The 20145-nt window shown below is 44.5% G+C and carries 13 protein-coding genes; 8 read left to right on the top strand and 5 right to left on the bottom strand.

Annotated elements, in window-relative coordinates; genetic code table 11:
* Window positions 1-27 precede the first annotated feature (27 nt).
* The 4 genes from BN3456_RS08355 to BN3456_RS08340 all read left to right on the top strand — a co-directional run bounded on the left by BN3456_RS08355 (window position 28) and on the right by BN3456_RS08340 (window position 10162).
* The gene (locus tag BN3456_RS08355) at window positions 28-1194 is read left to right on the top strand and encodes a M20 family metallopeptidase (RefSeq protein ID WP_089983684.1); all 1167 of its coding nucleotides are present in this window, start codon (window positions 28-30) and stop codon (window positions 1192-1194) included.
* A 149-nt stretch (window positions 1195-1343) separates the two neighbouring features.
* The gene (locus BN3456_RS08350; RefSeq protein WP_089983683.1) at window positions 1344-5204 is read left to right on the top strand and encodes a DNA-directed RNA polymerase subunit beta; all 3861 of its coding nucleotides are present in this window, start codon (window positions 1344-1346) and stop codon (window positions 5202-5204) included.
* Between the two features lie 12 nt (window positions 5205-5216).
* Window positions 5217-8894, top strand: coding sequence for a DNA-directed RNA polymerase subunit beta' (gene rpoC, locus BN3456_RS08345; protein ID WP_089983682.1), 3678 nt, complete (start codon window positions 5217-5219; stop codon window positions 8892-8894).
* A gap of 179 nt (window positions 8895-9073) precedes the next feature.
* Window positions 9074-10162 (top strand): M24 family metallopeptidase, encoded by a 1089-nt coding sequence (locus tag BN3456_RS08340; protein ID WP_089983681.1) that lies wholly within the window; start codon window positions 9074-9076, stop codon window positions 10160-10162.
* Window positions 10163-10243: 81 nt separating this feature from the next.
* On the opposite strand, the gene BN3456_RS08335 is transcribed toward BN3456_RS08340, so the two are convergent.
* From BN3456_RS08335 to murC, 4 genes are all read right to left on the bottom strand, one after another.
* Window positions 10244-11428, bottom strand: a complete 1185-nt coding sequence (locus BN3456_RS08335) for a ribose-phosphate pyrophosphokinase (RefSeq protein WP_089983680.1) — start codon at window positions 11426-11428, stop codon at window positions 10244-10246.
* Window positions 11401-12426: an ATP-binding protein gene (locus tag BN3456_RS08330; protein WP_089983679.1), complete on the bottom strand. Its 1026-nt coding sequence runs from the start codon at window positions 12424-12426 to the stop codon at window positions 11401-11403. The genes BN3456_RS08335 and BN3456_RS08330 overlap by 28 nt, the downstream gene beginning before the upstream one ends.
* On the bottom strand, window positions 12416-13519 hold the full coding sequence (locus BN3456_RS08325; RefSeq protein ID WP_089983678.1) for a DnaD domain protein: 1104 nt from the start codon (window positions 13517-13519) through the stop codon (window positions 12416-12418). The genes BN3456_RS08330 and BN3456_RS08325 overlap by 11 nt, the downstream gene beginning before the upstream one ends.
* A gap of 129 nt (window positions 13520-13648) precedes the next feature.
* Window positions 13649-15025 carry a UDP-N-acetylmuramate--L-alanine ligase gene (gene murC / locus BN3456_RS08320; RefSeq protein ID WP_089983677.1) on the bottom strand — a complete coding sequence of 459 codons (1377 nt, stop codon included), beginning with the start codon at window positions 15023-15025 and terminating at the stop codon, window positions 13649-13651.
* A 207-nt stretch (window positions 15026-15232) separates the two neighbouring features.
* On the opposite strand from murC, the gene BN3456_RS08315 reads away from it, so the two are divergent.
* The 3 genes from BN3456_RS08315 to spoVG are packed head-to-tail and all read left to right on the top strand — an operon-like array spanning window position 15233 to window position 17948.
* Window positions 15233-16507: a glucose-1-phosphate adenylyltransferase gene (locus BN3456_RS08315; RefSeq protein ID WP_089983676.1), complete on the top strand. Its 1275-nt coding sequence runs from the start codon at window positions 15233-15235 to the stop codon at window positions 16505-16507.
* Window positions 16504-17622 (top strand): glucose-1-phosphate adenylyltransferase subunit GlgD, encoded by a 1119-nt coding sequence (glgD, locus tag BN3456_RS08310; protein WP_089983675.1) that lies wholly within the window; start codon window positions 16504-16506, stop codon window positions 17620-17622. Before BN3456_RS08315 ends, glgD begins: the two co-directional genes overlap by 4 nt.
* Window positions 17623-17651: 29 nt before the next feature.
* On the top strand, window positions 17652-17948 hold the full coding sequence (gene spoVG / locus BN3456_RS08305; protein WP_089983674.1) for a septation regulator SpoVG: 297 nt from the start codon (window positions 17652-17654) through the stop codon (window positions 17946-17948).
* Between the two features lie 82 nt (window positions 17949-18030).
* On the opposite strand, the gene BN3456_RS08300 is transcribed toward spoVG, so the two are convergent.
* Window positions 18031-18732, bottom strand: a complete 702-nt coding sequence (locus tag BN3456_RS08300) for an RluA family pseudouridine synthase (RefSeq protein WP_089983673.1) — start codon at window positions 18730-18732, stop codon at window positions 18031-18033.
* 114 nt (window positions 18733-18846) lie between these two features.
* Here BN3456_RS08300 and BN3456_RS08295 point away from each other — a divergent pair, with 114 nt between their 5' ends.
* Window positions 18847-20070, top strand: coding sequence for a 5-bromo-4-chloroindolyl phosphate hydrolysis family protein (locus tag BN3456_RS08295; RefSeq protein WP_089983672.1), 1224 nt, complete (start codon window positions 18847-18849; stop codon window positions 20068-20070).
* Window positions 20071-20145: the final 75 nt, after the last annotated feature.

The raw sequence follows: 20145 nt of genomic DNA, 5'->3' as shown, positions 1-20145 counted from the left end.
CCCCTTTGCAGTAAGAGGAGGTGCAACATGCGGGATGCAGTCGATCTGGCTGCTCAGCTGGTCAGGATAGAAAGTACAAACCCGGGAACCTTTGAGGGGCAGATGGGAGATTTTATCTGTCAGTATCTTGAAAGGGCCGGCGTGAAAACTGAGAAATCTGCTGTGTATCCGGGGCGGTTTAATGTACGGGCAGTTCTGGAGGGTGAGGCGAAGCATCCGGCGCTTGTATTCATCTGCCATATGGATACTGTTGTAAAAGGAAACGGCTGGGATATAAAAGCCTTTGAAGGAATCCTGGAAGATGGCAGACTTATGGGCCGAGGGGCCTGTGACATGAAATCAGGACTTGCAGGTGCCCTCAGTGTATTTGCTGAAACTGCGGATCAGATAAAGAGGGGTGACCTTAATTTGAAACATTCCCTTGTGTTTATTGGAACCGTGGATGAGGAGGGTGACATGCAGGGTGCGGAGAAGGTCATTGAAGACGGATGGGTGACGGACAATGACTGGATCATGGACACGGAACCCACAGATGGGCAGCTACAGATGTCGCATAAAGGACGCACTTGGTTCGAGCTGAATGTACAGGGGATTACCGCCCATGCCAGTATGCCGGAAAAAGGTGCGGATGCCATAGCGGGAATGGCGGCAATGATTACTTATATAAGAAGGAAAATCGCCCAATGCCCTGTGCATCCTGAACTGGGGCGCTCAACGGTTACCTTCGGACAGATGGAAGGAGGGTACAGCCCCTACGTAGTGCCGGATAGCTGTCAAGCGACAATTGACATGAGGCTGGTACCGCCCATGGACACGAAACAGGCTGAAGAGATTCTGAATGCGGCGATAGAAGAAGGTCAAAAACAGGTGCCGGGAGTAAAGGGCAGCTACAGGATCACCGGTAATCGGCCGTGGGTGGAAGCTCATCCCGAGTCGGTATTACTGGCAGGACTTAAAAAGGCTTTTGAGGAAGTTACAGGGAAAATGCCTGAGGTCAGTGCTTTTCCGGGCTATACTGACACGGCAGTGATTGCCGGAAAGCTGAAGAACAAAGAGTGTGTGTCCTGCGGACCGGGAAGCTTAAAGCAGGCTCACAAGCCAAATGAGTTTGTTCTTACCACAGAAATTGAAAGATGTCAAGAGGTTTTTCGCACATTAGTGAAAAATATGTTGACAGAGGAAAGAGCTATGTGATATAGTAGAAAATGCGCTATTGTGGAAAGGTATGCCATTGTAGTAACAGTTTACTGTCACATGGCTCTTTCCTTATTTTGCTATATTAATGGAACTATTGAAGGGCGACTCGTAAGCCCGCAAAAAAATATATGAGGAGTGAAACGTCAATGGAGAAAAACAGAATTCGTCCCATCACAAACGGAAAAAGCTTACGCATGAGCTATTCCAGACAAAAAGAAGTATTAGAGATGCCGAATCTTATTGAAGTCCAGAAAGACTCGTACCAGTGGTTTCTGGATGAAGGACTAAAAGAGGTATTTGACGATATTTCCCCAATCTCCGACTTCAGCGGTCATTTAAGTCTGGAATTCGTCGATTTTACACTCTGCGAGAGTGATATGAAGTACACAATCGAAGAGTGCAAGGAGCGTGATGCAACATACGCAGCGCCTTTGAAGGTAAGGGTCAGACTTTACAACAAAGACAATGATGAGATAAACGAACATGAAATATTTATGGGTGACCTTCCGCTTATGACGAAGACCGGTACCTTCGTGATCAACGGTGCCGAGCGTGTTATTGTAAGTCAGCTGGTCCGCTCGCCGGGGATTTATTATGGAATTACTCATGACAAACTCGGAAAAGAACTTTATTCAGCAACAGTCATCCCGAACCGTGGTGCATGGCTGGAGTATGAGACAGACTCCAATGACGTTTTTTATGTACGTGTAGATAGAACGAGGAAGGTGCCGATTACCGTGTTAATCCGTGCACTGGGAATCGGAACCAATGCAGAAATCATTGATTTATTTGGTGAAGAACCGAAAATCCTTGCAAGCTTTGGCAAAGATACAGCCGAAAGCTATCATGAAGGTTTGCTGGAGCTTTATAAGAAGATAAGACCTGGTGAGCCTCTTGCTGTAGACAGCGCGGAAAGCTTGATTACAAGCATGTTTTTTGACCCAAGACGATACGATCTGGCAAAGGTTGGACGCTATAAATTCAACAAAAAGCTGGCACTCAAGAACCGCATCAGAGGACAGAGAGTGGCGGAGGATGTTGTCAGCCCTCTGACAGGTGAAGTCATTGCAGAAAAAGGCACAGTAATCACAAGAGAATTGGCAGATGATATTCAGAACTCTGCGTCACCCTATGTATGGGTGGAAGGCGAAGAAGAATCCCGTAATATTAAGATTCTTTCTAATATGATGGTGGATTTACAGGCGATTGTTGATATTGATCCAAAGGAAGTCGGGGTTACAGAACAGGTATACTATCCGGTACTGGAGGGTCTTCTGGAAGAGAGCGCCGGGGATATCGAAGAACTGAAGCATTTGATGCACAGAGATATCCACGACTTGATTCCTAAGCATATTACAAAGGAAGATATTCTGGCGTCCATTAATTATAATATCCATCTTGAGTATGGAATAGGTAATGACGATGATATTGACCATTTGGGAAACAGACGTATCCGTGCGGTAGGAGAACTTCTCCAGAACCAGTACAGAATCGGTTTGTCCAGGTTGGAGAGGGTTGTCCGTGAAAGAATGACAACACAGGATCAGGAGGGGATTTCTCCCCAGTCTTTGATTAACATTAAGCCTGTGACGGCAGCAGTGAAAGAATTCTTTGGTTCTTCCCAGCTGTCTCAGTTCATGGACCAGAATAACCCATTGGGTGAGCTGACTCACAAGAGACGTCTGTCTGCATTGGGGCCGGGTGGGCTTTCCAGAGATCGTGCCGGATTTGAGGTTCGTGACGTTCATTATTCCCATTATGGAAGAATGTGTCCTATTGAGACCCCTGAAGGTCCTAATATCGGTCTGATCAACTCTCTTGCCTGCTATGCGAGAATTAATGAGTATGGTTTTATAGAAGCACCATACCGTAAGATAGATAAGACTGACCCTGAGAACCCTATTGTTACAGAAGAAGTTGTCTACATGACAGCAGATGAAGAAGATAATTATCATGTGGCACAGGCGAATGAGCCACTGGATGATGAAGGACATTTCCGCAGAAAGAATGTTTCCGGCCGTTACCGCGAAGAGACACAGGAATATGAAAGAAACAAGTTTGATTTTATGGACGTTTCTCCTAAGATGGTCTTCTCTGTAGCAACCGCCCTGATTCCTTTCCTGGAAAATGACGATGCCAACCGTGCCCTGATGGGTTCAAACATGCAGCGCCAGGCAGTGCCGCTGCTTACTACGGAGGCTCCGGCCGTAGGTACAGGTATGGAAGTGAAATCGGCTGTTGACTCCGGCGTATGCATGGTATCGGAGAAAGCGGGCGTGGTTGAACGTTCTACATCTGCAGACATTACAATTCGTCATGATGACGGAACAAAGAAAACCTATAAGTTAACAAAGTTCCTGAGAAGTAACCAGAGCAACTGCTATAATCAAAGACCAATTGTCGATAAGGGCGAACGTGTGGAGGAAGGACAAGTAATTGCAGACGGTCCGTCTACTTCCAACGGCGAGATGGCGCTTGGCAAAAACCCATTGATTGGTTTTATGACATGGGAAGGCTATAATTACGAGGATGCAGTTCTGTTAAGTGAAAGACTGGTACAGGATGATGTATATACATCTGTTCACATTGAAGAATATGAGGCAGAAGCCCGTGATACAAAGCTGGGACCGGAAGAAATCACAAGAGATATACCGGGTGTCGGTGATGATGCACTCAAGGATCTGGATGAAAGAGGAATTATCCGCATTGGTGCAGAGGTTCGTGCAGGAGATATCCTGGTCGGAAAAGTAACTCCTAAGGGAGAGACAGAGCTGACAGCGGAAGAAAGACTGCTGCGGGCAATTTTTGGTGAAAAAGCACGTGAAGTAAGGGATACTTCCCTGAAAGTGCCCCATGGAGAATATGGTATAATTGTTGATGCAAAGGTATTTACAAGGGAAAACGGAGATGAACTTTCTCCCGGTGTAAATCAGGCAGTCCGCATCTATATTGCCCAGAAGAGAAAGATTTCAGTGGGGGATAAGATGGCAGGACGTCACGGCAACAAGGGTGTTGTTTCCCGTGTGCTCCCGGTCGAGGATATGCCTTATCTTCCGAACGGGCGCCCTCTGGATATTGTGCTGAACCCATTGGGTGTGCCTTCCCGTATGAATATCGGACAGGTACTGGAAATTCACTTAAGTCTTGCTGCAAAGGCACTTGGATTTAATATTTCTACCCCGGTTTTCGATGGGGCAAATGAGATTGATATTATGGATACTCTAGATCTGGCAGATGATTATGTCAATCTGGAGTGGGAAGAATTTGAGAAGAGACATGGCGATGACCTGCTTCCGGAAGTCCTTAAGTATCTCTCTGACAACAGAGAGAACAGGAAGCTGTGGAAAGGCGTTCCGCTTTCACGTGACGGGAAAGTACGTCTGCGTGACGGTCGTACCGGAGAGCTTTTTGACAGTCCGGTTACAATCGGGCATATGCACTATCTGAAGCTCCATCATCTGGTAGACGATAAGATTCATGCACGTTCTACCGGCCCATACTCACTTGTCACACAGCAGCCCCTGGGCGGTAAAGCTCAGTTCGGCGGACAACGTTTCGGGGAGATGGAGGTTTGGGCTCTGGAGGCCTATGGCGCATCCTATACTTTACAGGAGATACTGACTGTAAAATCTGACGACGTTGTGGGACGTGTGAAAACTTACGAAGCAATTATAAAAGGCGAGAATATTCCTGAACCGGGTATTCCAGAATCCTTTAAGGTTCTTTTGAAAGAACTTCAGTCACTGGCACTGGATGTACGGGTGCTGCGTGATGACAATACAGAAGTTGAGATTATGGAAGCCTCAGATTATGGCGAGACAGATCTGCATTCTATTATCGAAGGAGACCGAAGATATCGTGATGAGAATGAATCCTACGGACATCACGGTTTCACGGAACAGGAATTTGTTGGAGAAGAACTTGAAAATGTGGAGCCTGAAGAGGATGATTCCGTGGAAGAGAATGACGAAGCCGACGTTGATGATTTTATGGATGACGAAGAATAGGAGGAGTCATATATGCCAGCAAGTAATAATGAACAACAATTTCAGCCATTAACTTTTGATGCAATCAAAATCGGTCTGGCTTCACCGGATAAAATTCTGGAATGGTCCCGAGGAGAGGTTACAAAACCTGAGACCATTAATTATAGAACACTCAAACCTGAGAAAGATGGACTTTTTTGTGAAAAGATTTTCGGGCCAAGCAAAGACTGGGAATGCCACTGTGGAAAGTATAAGAAGATTCGATATAAAGGGGTAGTCTGCGACAGATGTGGTGTTGAAGTCACAAAAGCATCTGTTCGCCGTGAGCGCATGGGGCATATTGCCCTGGCAGCTCCGGTTTCTCATATCTGGTATTTTAAAGGCATTCCAAGCCGTATGGGGTTAATTCTGGATATTTCGCCGAGAACACTGGAGAGAGTATTGTATTTTGCTTCCTATATTGTACTGGACAAAGGCGAGACCAATCTGCAGTATAAACAGGTTTTGTCTGAAGCTGAATATCAGGAAGAGAAGGAAAAATGGGGCTATGGTACTTTCCGAGTAGGAATGGGTGCAGAGGCCATCCAGGAGCTTTTGCAGGCGATTGATCTGGAGAAGGAATACGCAGAGCTGCAGGCAGGACTTGCCAATGCCACAGGACAGAAACGTGCAAGAATTGTAAAGCGTCTGGAGGTTGTGGAAGCATTCCGTGAATCCGGAAACAAACCGGAATGGATGATTCTGACGGCAATTCCAGTCATTCCGCCTGACCTTAGGCCTATGGTACAGCTAGATGGCGGGCGGTTTGCGACATCCGACCTAAATGATTTATACAGAAGAATTATCAATAGAAACAACCGCCTCAAGAGATTGCTGGAACTGGGTGCGCCGGATATTATTGTCCGCAATGAAAAGCGTATGCTGCAGGAGGCTGTAGACGCCCTGATTGACAATGGGCGCCGCGGCCGTCCGGTAACAGGACCGGGAAACAGAGCATTGAAGTCTCTTTCCGACATGCTGAAAGGAAAGTCCGGACGTTTCCGTCAGAATCTGCTTGGAAAACGTGTCGATTATTCAGGGCGTTCTGTTATCGTGGTCGGGCCGGAGCTGAAAATTTATCAGTGCGGTCTGCCAAAAGAGATGGCAATTGAGCTGTTTAAACCCTTTGTTATGAAAGAACTGGTAGCAAACGGCACAGCTCACAATATTAAAAATGCAAAGAAAATGGTAGAGAGGCTTCAACCTGAGGTATGGGATGTACTTGAAGAAGTAATCAAGGAACACCCGGTTATGCTAAACCGGGCTCCTACACTGCACAGACTGGGTATTCAGGCCTTTGAACCTATCCTTGTAGAGGGGAAAGCTATCAAGCTGCATCCCCTGGTATGTACCGCATATAATGCCGATTTTGACGGGGACCAGATGGCTGTCCACGTGCCGCTGTCTGTAGAGGCTCAGGCAGAGTGCAGATTTTTGCTGCTTTCACCGAACAATCTGCTGAAACCATCTGATGGTGGTCCGGTTGCCGTCCCTTCACAGGATATGGTACTCGGTATCTATTATCTGACACAGTTAAGACCGGGATCAAAGGGTGAGGGAATGTTCTTTAAGAATATTAATGAGGCAATTCTCGCCTATGAGAACGGATATATTACCCTTCACTCCATGATTAAGGTTCGTGTGTCAAAAACTATGCCGGATGGCAGTGAAAAAACAGGGGTTATTGATGCCACACTGGGAAGACTTTTGTTCAATGAGATTATCCCTCAGGATCTTGGATTTGTAGACCGGGAGAAGGAAGAGAATGCTCTTTTGCTGGAAATAGATTTCCTTGTGGCTAAGAAGCAGTTAAAACAGATTCTGGAGAGGGTGATTAACACCCACGGAGCAACACAGACGGCGGAAGTGCTGGATAATGTAAAAGCTATCGGTTACAAATATTCAACAAAGGCAGCCATGACAGTATCAATCTCCGACATGACTGTGCCGCCCGAGAAACCGCAGATGATTGAAGATGCTCAGAATACAGTAGATAAGATTACAAAGAACTACAAGCGCGGTTTGATCACGGAAGAAGAGCGGTATAAAGAGGTTGTTGAGACCTGGAAAGTAACTGACGATAAGCTTACAGAGGCACTGCTTTCAGGCCTGGATGAATACAATAATATCTTTATGATGGCAGATTCCGGAGCCCGTGGTTCTGATAAGCAGATTAAACAGCTTGCCGGCATGCGTGGTCTGATGGCTGACACTACCGGACGTACGATTGAGCTGCCTATTAAGTCCAACTTCCGTGAAGGTCTGGACGTACTGGAGTATTTCATGTCGGCCCACGGAGCACGTAAGGGACTTTCCGATACAGCTCTTCGTACAGCCGATTCAGGATACCTGACCAGGCGTCTGGTTGATGTTTCACAGGAGCTGATTATCCATGACAGTGACTGCCAGGAAGAGGGAAAAGAAATTCCGGGAATGTATGTTAAGGCATTCATGGACGGCAATGAAGAAATTGAAAGCCTTCAGGAACGAATTACAGGACGTTTCCTGGGGGAAGATATCAAAGATAAAGATGGCCAGGTGCTTGTGAAAGCAAACCATATGATCACGCCAAGACGTGCAGAGCTGATTATGAAAAAAGGTGTGGATGAAAAGGGCAAAACGCCTGAAAAGGTAAGAATTCGTACTATGCTGACGTGTAAGTGCAAGAACGGTGTATGCTCCAAGTGCTATGGGGCCAATATGGCAACCGGTGAGGCTGTTCAGGTTGGTGAGGCTGTCGGTATTATTGCGGCACAGTCTATCGGTGAACCCGGTACACAGCTAACCATGCGTACTTTCCATACAGGCGGTGTTGCCGGCGATGATATCACACAGGGACTTCCTCGTGTCGAAGAACTTTTTGAGGCGAGAAAACCAAAAGGTCTTGCTATTATTACCGAATTTGCAGGTACTGCAACAATCAGTGATACAAAGAAGAAACGCGAAATTATTGTATCAAATGATGAGACAGGAGAGTCTAAAGCTTACTTGATTCCTTATGGTTCCCGCATTAAGGTACAGGACGGAGCGCATCTGGAGGCCGGTGATGAACTGACAGAAGGAAGCGTGAATCCTCACGATATCCTGAAGATTAAAGGACTTCGTGCTGCTCAGGATTACATGATTCAGGAAGTGCAGCGAGTATATCGTCTGCAGGGTGTTGAAATCAACGATAAGCATATTGAGGTTATTGTCCGTCAAATGCTTAAGAAAGTCCGGGTTGAGGAAAGGGGAGATTCTGAATTCCTGCCGGGAACTATGGTGGATGTACTGGAATTTTCCGAGGTCAACGAACAGCTTGAGGCAGAGGGAAAAGAGCCTGCAACAGGCGAGCAGATTATGCTGGGTATCACGAAAGCATCTCTTGCAACAGATTCATTCTTGTCAGCAGCTTCCTTCCAGGAGACCACTAAAGTGCTCACGGAAGCTGCAATCAAAGGAAAGGTGGATCATCTGGTAGGTCTTAAGGAAAATGTTATTATTGGTAAACATATTCCTGCAGGTACAGGTATGAAACGGTACCGGGATGTAAAACTAAACACCGAACTTGCGGAAGACGATGAAATCGACTTTGACGAAGAAGTGGATTTGGATGAAACAAAACCGAATGAAGAACAGACAGAAGAACAGAGTGTAGCATCAACAGAAGAACTTGTTTCTACAGAAGAATAAAACAAAACAGACTTTGTAAGAAACTGCCGGCGAGGCAGATTCTTGCAGGGTCTGTTTGTATAATAGAATGCTTATTCTTTATTCCCAAAATGGATTGACACTTCACATAAATAGTCTTACAATTACTATGGTATGTTTATAAAATTTGCACATGGGATGTCAAAGAAGGAGGAGTATTGATGGACACAGGAAAATTGAACAGAATACTGGATGCGATGAAGGAGCAGGATATGCCGCAGATGATTATTGCGGATCCCCTGACTATTTTCTGGCTCACAGGAAAGATGATTATTCCAGGAGAGAGGCTGCTGGCACTCTACTTAAATGTGAATGGAAATCATAAGCTGATGATTAATGAGCTATTCCCACAGGAGAAGGATCTTGGAGTGGATCTGGTATATTATAACGACGTACAGGATGGTGTTGAGATTCTTTCTAAATTTGTAGAAAAAGATAAACCCATCGGTATCGATAAAATCTGGCCGGCTAGATTTTTACTCAGACTACAGGAGCTGGGTGCCGGAAGCAAGTTCTTAAATGGCTCTATGATTATAGACTACATCAGAATGATTAAGGATGAGAAAGAACAGGCACTGATGCGGGAATCTTCCAGACTGAATGATATTGCGGTAGAGAGATTGATTCCATGGGTAGCAAAAGGACTTACTGAAAAAGAGCTGAATGCAAAAATCCGTGAGATATATAAAGATCTGGGATGCGAGGATGTATCTTTTGATCCGATCACTGCATATGCCAAAGGCGCTGCAGATCCTCACCATGTTACGGATGATTCCAAGGGAAAACGTGGAGACTGTGTAATTCTTGATATCGGAGGCTTTAAAGACCACTATGCATCAGATTTGACCAGAACCGTATTTATCGGAGAAGTGTCTGACAGAGCAAGGGAGATCTATGATATCGTTGTAGAAGCGAATAGAAGGGGAATAGCAGCTGCAAAACCTGGAAACAGGATGTGCGATGTTGACGCCGCTGCACGTGACTATATCACAGAAAAGGGATTTGGAGAATACTTCACTCACAGAACAGGACACTCAATAGGGTTGGAGGATCATGAGTTTGGCGATGTATCTTCTGTAAACACAGATATTATTAAACCCGGACAGTGTTTCTCTGTAGAACCGGGAATTTACCTTTCTGACGAGGGAATCGGTGTTCGTATTGAAGACCTTGTGCTCATAACAGAAGATGGATGCGAAGTTTTAAATCACTTCACTAAAGATCTGATTGTTGTGCCGGAAGAGGCTTAATTATCTTGTATGTCAAAAAAACGGGACAGGAACCTGCCGATTGGTAAGTTCCTGTCTCGTTTTTTAAAGACCAATTTCTTTTTATATTTCCATTCCGTTCTTATATTTCTGCAATACGTTCTGGATTCGCTCACTTGGGCTTAGCAGTGTGCTGATCGAACCATCATGGTTCAGCGTATCAATCAGCAGAGCAATGTACTTGCTCATATCGCAGCTGATGTAGTATGGCTTGGAAAGAAGAGCCGGCGACTGGTAGATCAGGTTTGTCGCCAGTACCCCTGTAAGGACTCCTTCTTCATAAGCCTTATCAAACTTGTCCATCCCATTTGTAAACAATCCAAAAGTTGAAGCAGCAAATATCCTCTTTGCTTTACGGCGCTTTAATTCGGCTGCTACTTCAATAATGCTGTCACCGGATGAAATCATATCGTCAATAATAATGACATCCTTGCCCTCCACTGGACTGCCAAGAAATTCGTGGGCAACAATCGGATTGCGCCCGTTTACAATCTTTGTATAATCCCGGCGTTTGTAGAACATGCCCATGTCAAGACCCAAAACATTGGCAAGATAAATTGCCCGGTTTGTGCCACCCTCATCGGGGCTGATTACCATCATATGCTCACAGTCCAGCTGTAAATCTTTTACATGGCGGAGCAGTCCTTTGATAAACTGATAGGTGGATGGAACCGTCTCAAAGCCGTTTAAGGGGATTGCATTCTGCACCCTGGGGTCGTGTGCGTCAAAGGTAATAATGTTATCCGCACCCATGCGTACCAGCTCCTGAAGGGCAAGAGCACAGTCCAGGGATTCCCTGCCGTTTCTCTTGTGCTGGCGGCTCTCATACAGGAAGGGCATAATGACATTGATCCGACGGCACTTTCCCCCTATAGCCGCAATCACTCGCTTCAGATTCTGGAAATGATCATCCGGGGACATATGGTTTGCATTGCCGGTAAGGGAATAGGAGACATTATAGTTGCATACATCAACCATAAGGTAAATATCTTTTCCGCGCACGGATTCATTGATAATACCTTTTGCTTCCCCTGAGCCGAATCTTGGAACCTTGGCATCTATAATATAGGTTTCTCTCTCATAACCAGAGAACGCCACATCGTCTTTGTGTTCATGTGCACTTTCTTTTCTCCACTTTACCAGGTAGTCGTTGACCTTGCTGCCAAGCTCCTCACATCCTACAACTGGAATCAGGCCCAAGGCGCCTACCGGAATATTTTCTAGAGTTCTTTCTGTGCGGTGTAACATGATTGTTCCTCCCTGTTTTTTAATTTCTTTTTAATTCTAATGTCATCACCAATCAGCCTCAGCATAGTGTAATTACTTGTGATTCTGGAAAATGTACGCTCTGTATACAGGTCCGCAAGACTGTCCAGTGAAAGATTGGTTGATATAATGGTAGATCTGCGGCTGAGAAGCCGCTCATTGACACAGGTAAAAAACTGCGATGCAATGAATGTGTTGGTAAATTCTGTTCCAAGATCATCGATAATCAATAAATCACAGTCAAAAATGTACTCATACATATTCTGTGCATCAACATCGCTTTTGTCAAAGGTATTTTTTGCCAAGATAGAGAAAAACTTTGAAGCTGAGAAATAAAGAACCGAAAATTCCTTATCCATCAGCTCCTTGGCGATGCAATTTGAGAGGAAGGTCTTTCCAACCCCTACATCCCCATACAAAAACAAATTCTGAAAATCCCTTTTAAAGGTATCAACAAAAGTATGGCAGATCTGGAGGGCGTCCTTTATTACCTGCATAGAAGACCGCCCCGTTCTGCTGTCTACATAATTAGCAGAATAGTAGTCAAGAGAAAATGTTTCAAAATTTTCCCGTCTGAGAATATCTTTTAGATTAGACTGCTCGTAAAGAAGACCAATGACGGATTTCTTGAAACAATGGCATTTCTGGTTACCGATATAGCCTGTATCATGACAGTCACTGCATTCATAGACAGGTTCAAGATAATCCGCAGAAAATCCACCGGAATGAAGCAAATCCTGCTTTTGGTTTCTTAAAGTTGTCAGTTCCTCTTTCAGAGAATCTACAGCCTTCTCATCTCCGTTCAACAGTTTTTTGCCGAAAGAAACGGAGAGAACAGAGATAGAATCATCTAAAGATTTGAATTCCGGCAGCTTCCTGTAGACTTCTTTATAGCGGCTTCGCAAGATATCGCGGCTATGAAGCTGCTTTTGCTCGTAACCGCGCATAATAGTCTGATATTGTGATGTTTTAAGTCCCACAGCTGTGCTCCTTTAAATTACTGTTTAATAGTTGCTCCTCCAGGGATTCCATGTCGTAGGCTCGTCTCTCAAAATTATTAAGATTCTTCGCAACAGGCTTTTGCTTGCTGCCGACAGATTTATGAGAAGACTTTTCTTTCTGGAAAGCCTCGTCCAAGGCAGCAATATCCTGCAGGTGATGTACCTGACCCGCATTCCATTTTGTGAGAATAGTGTCTGCATATTCGAAACTAGGCTGATGCGTGGACGCAATGGTCCGCCTGCATGCTTCCTGTATGATATCCAGGGAAAACCCAAACTCTTCTGTCCACTTTTTGATGAATTCAAGCTCCGCAGGTGCCGGGCCTCTGTTCTTGATACCGAAAGCATTCAGAACGGTGTAGCAGTTCTTATTATATGCAGACGAAGACTGACGGGCCTGTTCTACAGAGGTAATGTTGCTGTCAGTCCAGGACAGGGCAACCTTCTGGATGTAATGGATGCTCTTGTGCCCGTTCTCCACACAGGATTCTATCAGATATTCTATTAAATCTGCGGACATCTTGAGATCCTGGTAAAAATATGTAATGGAATCCACATCTGTTCGAGACAGTGTCTTTCCTAAATACTGCTCCGCGATAAAGAGAAGAGACTTGAGCTCTTTCTGCGCTTTAAAGGAAGTCAGCGGTATAGCAGTAGCAGTGTGAGTATCCACAGCCGGCATTAAGGGGACTGTCTGTATCTTTTGAGAAACATTTGCGGAAGATACTGGCGGCGGCGTGGCCTCTGGGGCGTCCTCCCTTGCCGTGGCAATGGAAGCTGCCTTTTCCAGTTCGACTCCGGTAATTCTGCCTTCTTCGTCCTTTTCCAGAGTTAAAAGCCCTTCAGATTTCCAGTATCTGAAGGCTCTTAAGATGTCCTTTTCTGTATTGTTCAGGCAATCTGCAATCATAGGAATTGTCAGGGATGAACAAGGATCATCCAGATGCCTCAGAAGGAACAGGTATACTTTTACGAACTCACCGTTTGCCTGTATCATATAGTTATCAATGAAATCATTGGCAACTAAGGTGACATTTGTCTGAAATTTATTCTTTAATGTTAATGTTTTCATGATTATGCTTTTCCACCCTTCTCATATGTAAGGGTATTATAGCATCTTATCGCTCGGGTAAAAAGCCTTTTTTAGCAGGTAAAACAAGGTTTTTTGTAGATAACCTTGTGTGGAAAGTGTGGATAAGTTCTATTTTAAAAGATCTTCTCCGATATTTACAACATCTCCTGCTCCCATAGTTATCAACAAGTCACCTGGCTTGCAGTTCTCTTTGAGGAAACCTTCAATCTCCTCAAAACTAGGGAAATAATGCGAGTCTGTTCCTTTATTTTGAATTTCTCCGGCCAGATCTTTGGAAGAAATTCCTAAAGTATCCGTCTCTCTTGCCGCGTAAATATCTGCAAGTACTACATGGTCTGCATGAGAAAGTGATTCAGCAAATTCACGGAAAAATGCTTTTGTCCGAGTATAGGTATGGGGTTGGAACACACACCAGAGTTTGTTGTGCGGATAATGCTGTGCAGCTTTCAATGTGGCTGCGATTTCCGTTGGATGATGCGCATAATCATCAACGATAGCGATGCCGTTTAGTGTACCTTTATATTCAAAGCGTCGGTCTGTTCCCGAAAAAGAAATCAGCCCTTTTGAAACTGTCTCCATAGGAACATGTAAGAGTTCTGCTACAGCAATCGAAGCAAGAGCATTTGATACATTGTGGTCACCGGTTACAGACAGAACCACGTGTTCTGCTTTTTCACCTCTTCGAATCATATCGAAAGAAACCCTGCCCTTTTTATCATAACTGATGTTTTCCGCTCCGTAATCGGCCAAAGAAGAGCTGCCGTAGGTGATGACATGGCACCTGAGTCCCCGGCAGATTTCCTGATAGTCCTGAATGTCTGCGTTTATAACGAGGGTACCGTCGGCAGGGAGCAGTGATGCAAATTGGCGGAAAGACTGGCGGATATCTTCTAGATCTTTAAAGAAATCCAGATGGTCCTCCTCGATATTAAGAATGATACTGATCTTCGGGTTGAAGCTCAGAAAGCTGTTTGTATATTCGCAGGCTTCTGTAATAAAGATTTCGGAGTTTCCCACACGTATGTTTCCTCCGATAGCCTGCAAAATGCCGCCCACAGATATGGTGGGATCAAGGTTTCCCGCCAGAAGAATATGAGAAATCATGGAGGTTGTAGTTGTCTTACCATGAGTGCCTGATACGGCAATAGACGTATCGTAGTTCTTCATAAGCTGACCTAAAAGTTCAGCACGTGTCAGCATAGGAATCTTCTGGGCAACGGCCTCAATCAGCTCCGGATTGTCCCTGTTGACCGCTGCTGTATATACTACACACTGAATGCCATCTATGATATTGGAGGCTTTCTGTCCGTAGAAAATCTGTGCACCCTTTTTTTCGAGCTGGCAGGTAAGCGGTGATTTTCTGGAGTCAGAACCGGAGACTGTAAAGCTCTCTTCAAGCAAAATTTCTGCAAGTCCGCTCATACTGATGCCTCCAATACCTATGAAATGAATATGGATTGGTTTTTCAAAATTGATTTTATACATAGAATTGTTCCTTCCTAAATTTAAGGCTTTTGTCATAAACTTTAACCGTTATTTATATTATACTATATATATCAAATTTTTAAAGGCGTTCTTTTTGTGCAAAACAAATAAAAAGAAAAAATATTACGTTAATAAATTGTAAAAAGTGTGCACAAAACAGAAAAGTATGCTATAATAAATCTAACCAACTAGAAGTGAGGAGACGACATGTTTAAGAAAGAGATGATTGCTATGCTGCTAGCAGGTGGGCAAGGCAGCAGATTGGGGGTCCTTACCGCAAAAGTGGCCAAGCCTGCGGTGGCCTTTGGCGGTAAGTACCGCATCATTGATTTTCCGCTTAGCAACTGTATTAACTCAGGAGTGGACACTGTTGGCGTACTGACGCAATACCAGCCGCTGCGGCTGAATACTCATATCGGAATCGGAATTCCATGGGACTTGGACAGGAATGTAGGAGGCGTAACAATTCTTCCGCCATATGAGAAAAGTACATGCAGCGAATGGTATACAGGTACAGCAAATGCCGTTTACCAGAATCTTAATTACATGGAGACCTATAATCCTGATTATGTACTGATTCTTTCGGGGGATCATATTTACAAGATGGACTACGAGGTAATGTTGGATTTCCATAAGGCAAATAAAGCGGACGTGACGATTGCGGCCATGCCGGTACCGATGGATGAGGCGAATCGTTTTGGTATTGTCGTCACAGACGAGGAGAGCAGAGTTAAAGAGTTTGAGGAGAAGCCAGAGAATCCGAGCAGTAACCTGGCCTCTATGGGAGTGTACATATTTAACTGGACTGTGCTTAAGGAGGCTCTGATGAAGCTTTCCGAGCAGCCAAACTGTGACTTCGGAAAGCACATTATCCCATATTGCTATGAAAAAGGCGAAAAATTATTCGCTTACGAATATAATGGATATTGGAAAGATGTGGGAACGCTGAATTCCTATTGGGAAGCAAACATGGAGCTGATTGATATTATTCCTGAATTCAACCTGTATGAAGAGTTTTGGAAGATCTACACCAACAGTGCCAATATTCCCCCCCAGTACATTTCAGAGAAGGCGATCGTTGACAGATGTATTATAAGTAATGGATCTGAGATCTATGGTGAAGTACATAATTCGGTGTTGGGCGGCGGTGTGATTATCGGGGAGGGAAGCATTATCAGAGACTCTATACTTATGAGAGATGTCGCAATAGGAAAGAACTGTGTCATTGATAAGGCAATCATTGCAGAAGACACAAAGATAGGGGATAATGTGACAATTGGTGCAGGAGGTGAAGTTCCGAATATAGAGAAGCCGGATGTATATAGCGGAGGCCTTGCAACAATTGGAGAGAATTCTGTTATTCCGGCCGGGGTGCAGATTGGTAAGAATACTGCTGTCAGTGGAGCTACATCGGCAGATGATTATAATGATGGAGTGCTTGCAGGCGGGGAGACATTAATAAAGGCAGGTGAGCGGATATGAGAGCAGTAGGCATTATTCTGGCCGGCGGAAACAGCAGGAAGATGCTGGAGTTAACTTCCAGACGTGCAACAGCTGCAATGCCCATAGCATCGAGTTACAGAGCCATTGATTTTACACTGAGCAACATGTCAAACTCACATATACAGAAGGTTGCCGTACTGACACAGTACAATGCAAGATCAGTCAACGAACACCTGAATTCTTCCAAATGGTGGGACTTCGGGAGAAAACAGGGCGGGCTTTATATATTTACCCCCACAATAACCGCAGAGAATGGATATTGGTACAGGGGAACAGCAGATGCTATTTACCAGAACCTAGACTTCCTGAAAAGATGTCATGAACCTTATGTGGTTATTACATCCGGAGATGCGGTGTACAAGCTTGATTATAATAAGGTTCTGGAGTATCATATTGCCAAAAAGGCAGATATAACTGTAGTGTGCAAGGATTTATCATCGGGAGAAGACGCAACAAGGTTTGGAACTGTGCGGATGAACGAGTCTGCCAGGATTGAGGCATTTGAAGAAAAACCAATGGTTGCCCACTCCCAGACAATTTCCGCAGGTATTTATATTATCCGAAGAAGACACCTAATAGATCTTATTGAACACTGTGCAGAAGAAGAAAGACATGATTTTGTAACCGATATTCTGATTCGTTATAAGAATCTGAAGAAGATATACGGTTATAAGATAAATAGCTACTGGAACAATATTACAACTGTAGATTCATATTATCGGACAAATATGGATTTTTTGAAACCGGAAGTGCGCAATTATTTCTTTAAAGAGCTTCCAATGGTGAAATCCAAGGTAAGCGATCTCCCGCCGGCTAAATATAACCCGGGGGCAGTCGTGAAGAACAGCCTTATCGGAAGCGGAAGTATTATTAACGGAACGGTTGAGAACTCCATATTGTTTAAAAAGGTGTTTGTGGGCAATAACTGTGTCATCAAGGATTCTATTGTATTAAACGATGTCTATCTCGGGGATAACACTTATATTGAAAATTGCATTATCGAGAGCCGTGACACAATAAGAGCGAACACAAGATATGTGGGTGAAGAAGGTGTGAAGGTAGTAGTTGAGAAAAATGAGCGGTATGCATTATAACCTTACAAGGGAAGGGAGACTTGAAGATTATGCAGATTACAGACGTGCGCGTGCGCAGAGTAGCAAAGGAAGGCAAATTAAAGGCAGTTGTTTCCATCACGATTGACGACGAGTTCGTAGTCCATGACATCAAAGTAATTGAGGGAGAGAAAGGTCTGTTTATCGCGATGCCAAGCAAAAAAGCACTTGACGGTGAATACAGGGATATTGCACACCCTATTAATTCGAGAACCAGGGAACGTATTCAGTCAACAATATTAGAGAAGTATTCCGAATCGTTTGAGGAAGTCTCGGAACCAATATCGGAACAAATGTCAGCGAGATAGTACACCAGGTGTAAGGCTGCTGCAGCTCACAGGAAGATGCAGCAGCCTTTTTTGCACCATGAAAGCATGCTTTTGCAACTGTTTAGTTATGCAGGTTTTCAAGAGAGTCTACAGGTGTATTGAGGTGAAACTCCATAAGCTCATTCGTTCCAGGATGACGAAATGTCAGATGGCAGGCAAATAATTGCAGAGAACGGAAAACTAAAGGTGCTCCTCCGGTGCATGAATGTGGGAGAGACTGTGTACTGCCGTATTTCTTATCACCGGCGATGGGAGTGCCTAAGTGTGCCATCTGCACCCTGATCTGATGGTGCCGCCCTGTTTCTAAGACGATATCTGCCAGTGCATAAGGTGGCCGGGTTTCGATAATTTTGTAATGAAGGCGGGCTTTTTTTGCACCGGGGATATCATCGGAACATACGTGGGAGACATTGGTCCGCCCATCCTTTATCAGGTAATCCTCTAAATCGCCTTCCAAAGAGACGGGAACCCCTTGAAGCAGGGCACGGTAATGTTTACCGAACCCATATTCTGTCAGCTGTTTATTCAGTTCCCGGGCTGCGGCAGGGGTCCTGGCAAATACAAGAAGACCTTCTACCGGCTGGTCCAGGCGATGGATAACGGCCAGATAAGGCCGGCCTTTTTCGAGACTGCTTTTATGAATATAATTTATTAGGATACTTATCATGTCAGGGGTTCCCACGTGTTTGCTTTGCGTGGGGACACCTGCCGGTTTATGGCATACAATAATGTCCCGGTCTTCAAATAAAATATCAGGGTTCATTTTCTTTACTCCTCTATAGGTATTATCTTGACTTTTCAGGAAAATCTAACTACACTGATTATCATATAAAAGAAATGAGGGGTCAAGCTTTTTAGCAAGGCAGGTGGAAGGAAAATGAATCAGGATTGGGAAAGATTTGGAGAAGATATCCGCAGAACGGTGCAGGAGGCAATAGATTCACAGGACTTTAACAGACTCAACCAGACAATTACAAATACCGTTAACAGCGCTATGAACAGCGCTGTGGATGGTCTGGAAAAGGGACTGTCAGGCATAGGAAAATGGACCGGAAAAGGCAGATATAGACACTGGGAGCCGGAAAATATAAGAGAAGCAGGGGGAAGGCAATACAGTGCTGTGCAGCAGACTCCAGTTGTGCAGAAGAACTCCGGTCTGTTTGTCAAAACGTCGCGGGCAAAGGCCGGCTCAATCGCAATGTCTGTAGTTGGATATACTGTGGGAATCGGAACTTTTTTAATGCTATTGATTACCCTGTTTGGCACAGCACTTGCTGATGTGTATTTCGGAACGGGATTTAAAGTGCTGACGGGTATACTGGCCGTCTTATTTGCGGGAAGTATGGTTTTGGGAGGCACAGGGACAGCTCTTTTGGGTAGAATAAAAAGATTCAGGAGTTATATTCAGGAGCTAGAAGGAAAAGAATATTGTGAAATAAAAGAACTGGCCGAGAGGCTGCAAAAACCTCAAAAATATGTTGTGCGCGATATTGAGAAAATGATGCGAAAAGGCTGGTTTCTTCAAGGCCATCTGGACCGGCAGAAAACCTGTCTTATTGTGAGCAATAACGCCTATAAACAGTACACCGAACTGATGCAAAATATAGAAAAGCAGAAGATGGAGGAAAAGCTGGCAAAAGAGCAGCAGATTCGTGAGCAAAGGCATATGGATCCACAGGTGCGGGAGATTGTACGCGCCGGGGATGAGTATATACAAAAGATTCGCGAATGTAATGATGCTATCCCAGGGAAAGAAATCTCTGCAAAAATTTATCGCATAGAGATACTGGTGAACAAGATTTTTGACCGGGTAGAACAGAATCCTGAAAGCATTTCCGATATCAGGAGGCTGATGGAGTATTACCTGCCGACGACAGTAAAACTTTTGGAAGCTTACGAGGAACTGGATGCCCAGCCGGTACAGGGAGAGAATATCATTTCATCGAAAAAGGAAATTGAGAAAACACTGGATACATTGAATGTAGCATTTGAAAAGCTTCTGGATGGTCTGTTTAAGGACACGGCATGGAATGTGTCGGCTGATATATCGGTACTCAACACAATACTGGCACAGGAAGGACTAACGAAAGATGACTTTTAGACACTATTTAGAGGACAGAAGTATTTAATAACAGACCGCGCAGGCATGCTTGCCCTTCGGGTGATAATACAGCGA

The organism is Clostridium sp. C105KSO13, from assembly GCF_001517425.1.
Taxonomy (GTDB): domain Bacteria; phylum Bacillota; class Clostridia; order Lachnospirales; family Lachnospiraceae; genus Muricomes.
This window is presented reverse-complemented; position numbering and strand designations above follow the sequence as displayed.

Excerpts from the sequence above, each read along its gene's own strand:
- BN3456_RS08355 (WP_089983684.1), top strand. The coding sequence starts at position 28 with ATGCGGGATGCAGTCGATCTGGCTGCTCAGCTGGTCAGGATAGAAAGT.
- BN3456_RS08350 (WP_089983683.1), top strand. The coding sequence starts at position 1,344 with ATGGAGAAAAACAGAATTCGTCCCATCACAAACGGAAAAAGCTTACGC.
- rpoC (WP_089983682.1), top strand. The coding sequence starts at position 5,217 with ATGCCAGCAAGTAATAATGAACAACAATTTCAGCCATTAACTTTTGAT.
- BN3456_RS08340 (WP_089983681.1), top strand. The coding sequence starts at position 9,074 with ATGGACACAGGAAAATTGAACAGAATACTGGATGCGATGAAGGAGCAG.
- BN3456_RS08335 (WP_089983680.1), bottom strand. The coding sequence starts at position 11,428 with ATGTTACACCGCACAGAAAGAACTCTAGAAAATATTCCGGTAGGCGCC.
- BN3456_RS08325 (WP_089983678.1), bottom strand. The coding sequence starts at position 13,519 with ATGAAAACATTAACATTAAAGAATAAATTTCAGACAAATGTCACCTTA.
- murC (WP_089983677.1), bottom strand. The coding sequence starts at position 15,025 with ATGTATAAAATCAATTTTGAAAAACCAATCCATATTCATTTCATAGGT.
- BN3456_RS08315 (WP_089983676.1), top strand. The coding sequence starts at position 15,233 with ATGTTTAAGAAAGAGATGATTGCTATGCTGCTAGCAGGTGGGCAAGGC.
- glgD (WP_089983675.1), top strand. The coding sequence starts at position 16,504 with ATGAGAGCAGTAGGCATTATTCTGGCCGGCGGAAACAGCAGGAAGATG.
- spoVG (WP_089983674.1), top strand. The coding sequence starts at position 17,652 with ATGCAGATTACAGACGTGCGCGTGCGCAGAGTAGCAAAGGAAGGCAAA.
- BN3456_RS08300 (WP_089983673.1), bottom strand. The coding sequence starts at position 18,732 with ATGAACCCTGATATTTTATTTGAAGACCGGGACATTATTGTATGCCAT.
- BN3456_RS08295 (WP_089983672.1), top strand. The coding sequence starts at position 18,847 with ATGAATCAGGATTGGGAAAGATTTGGAGAAGATATCCGCAGAACGGTG.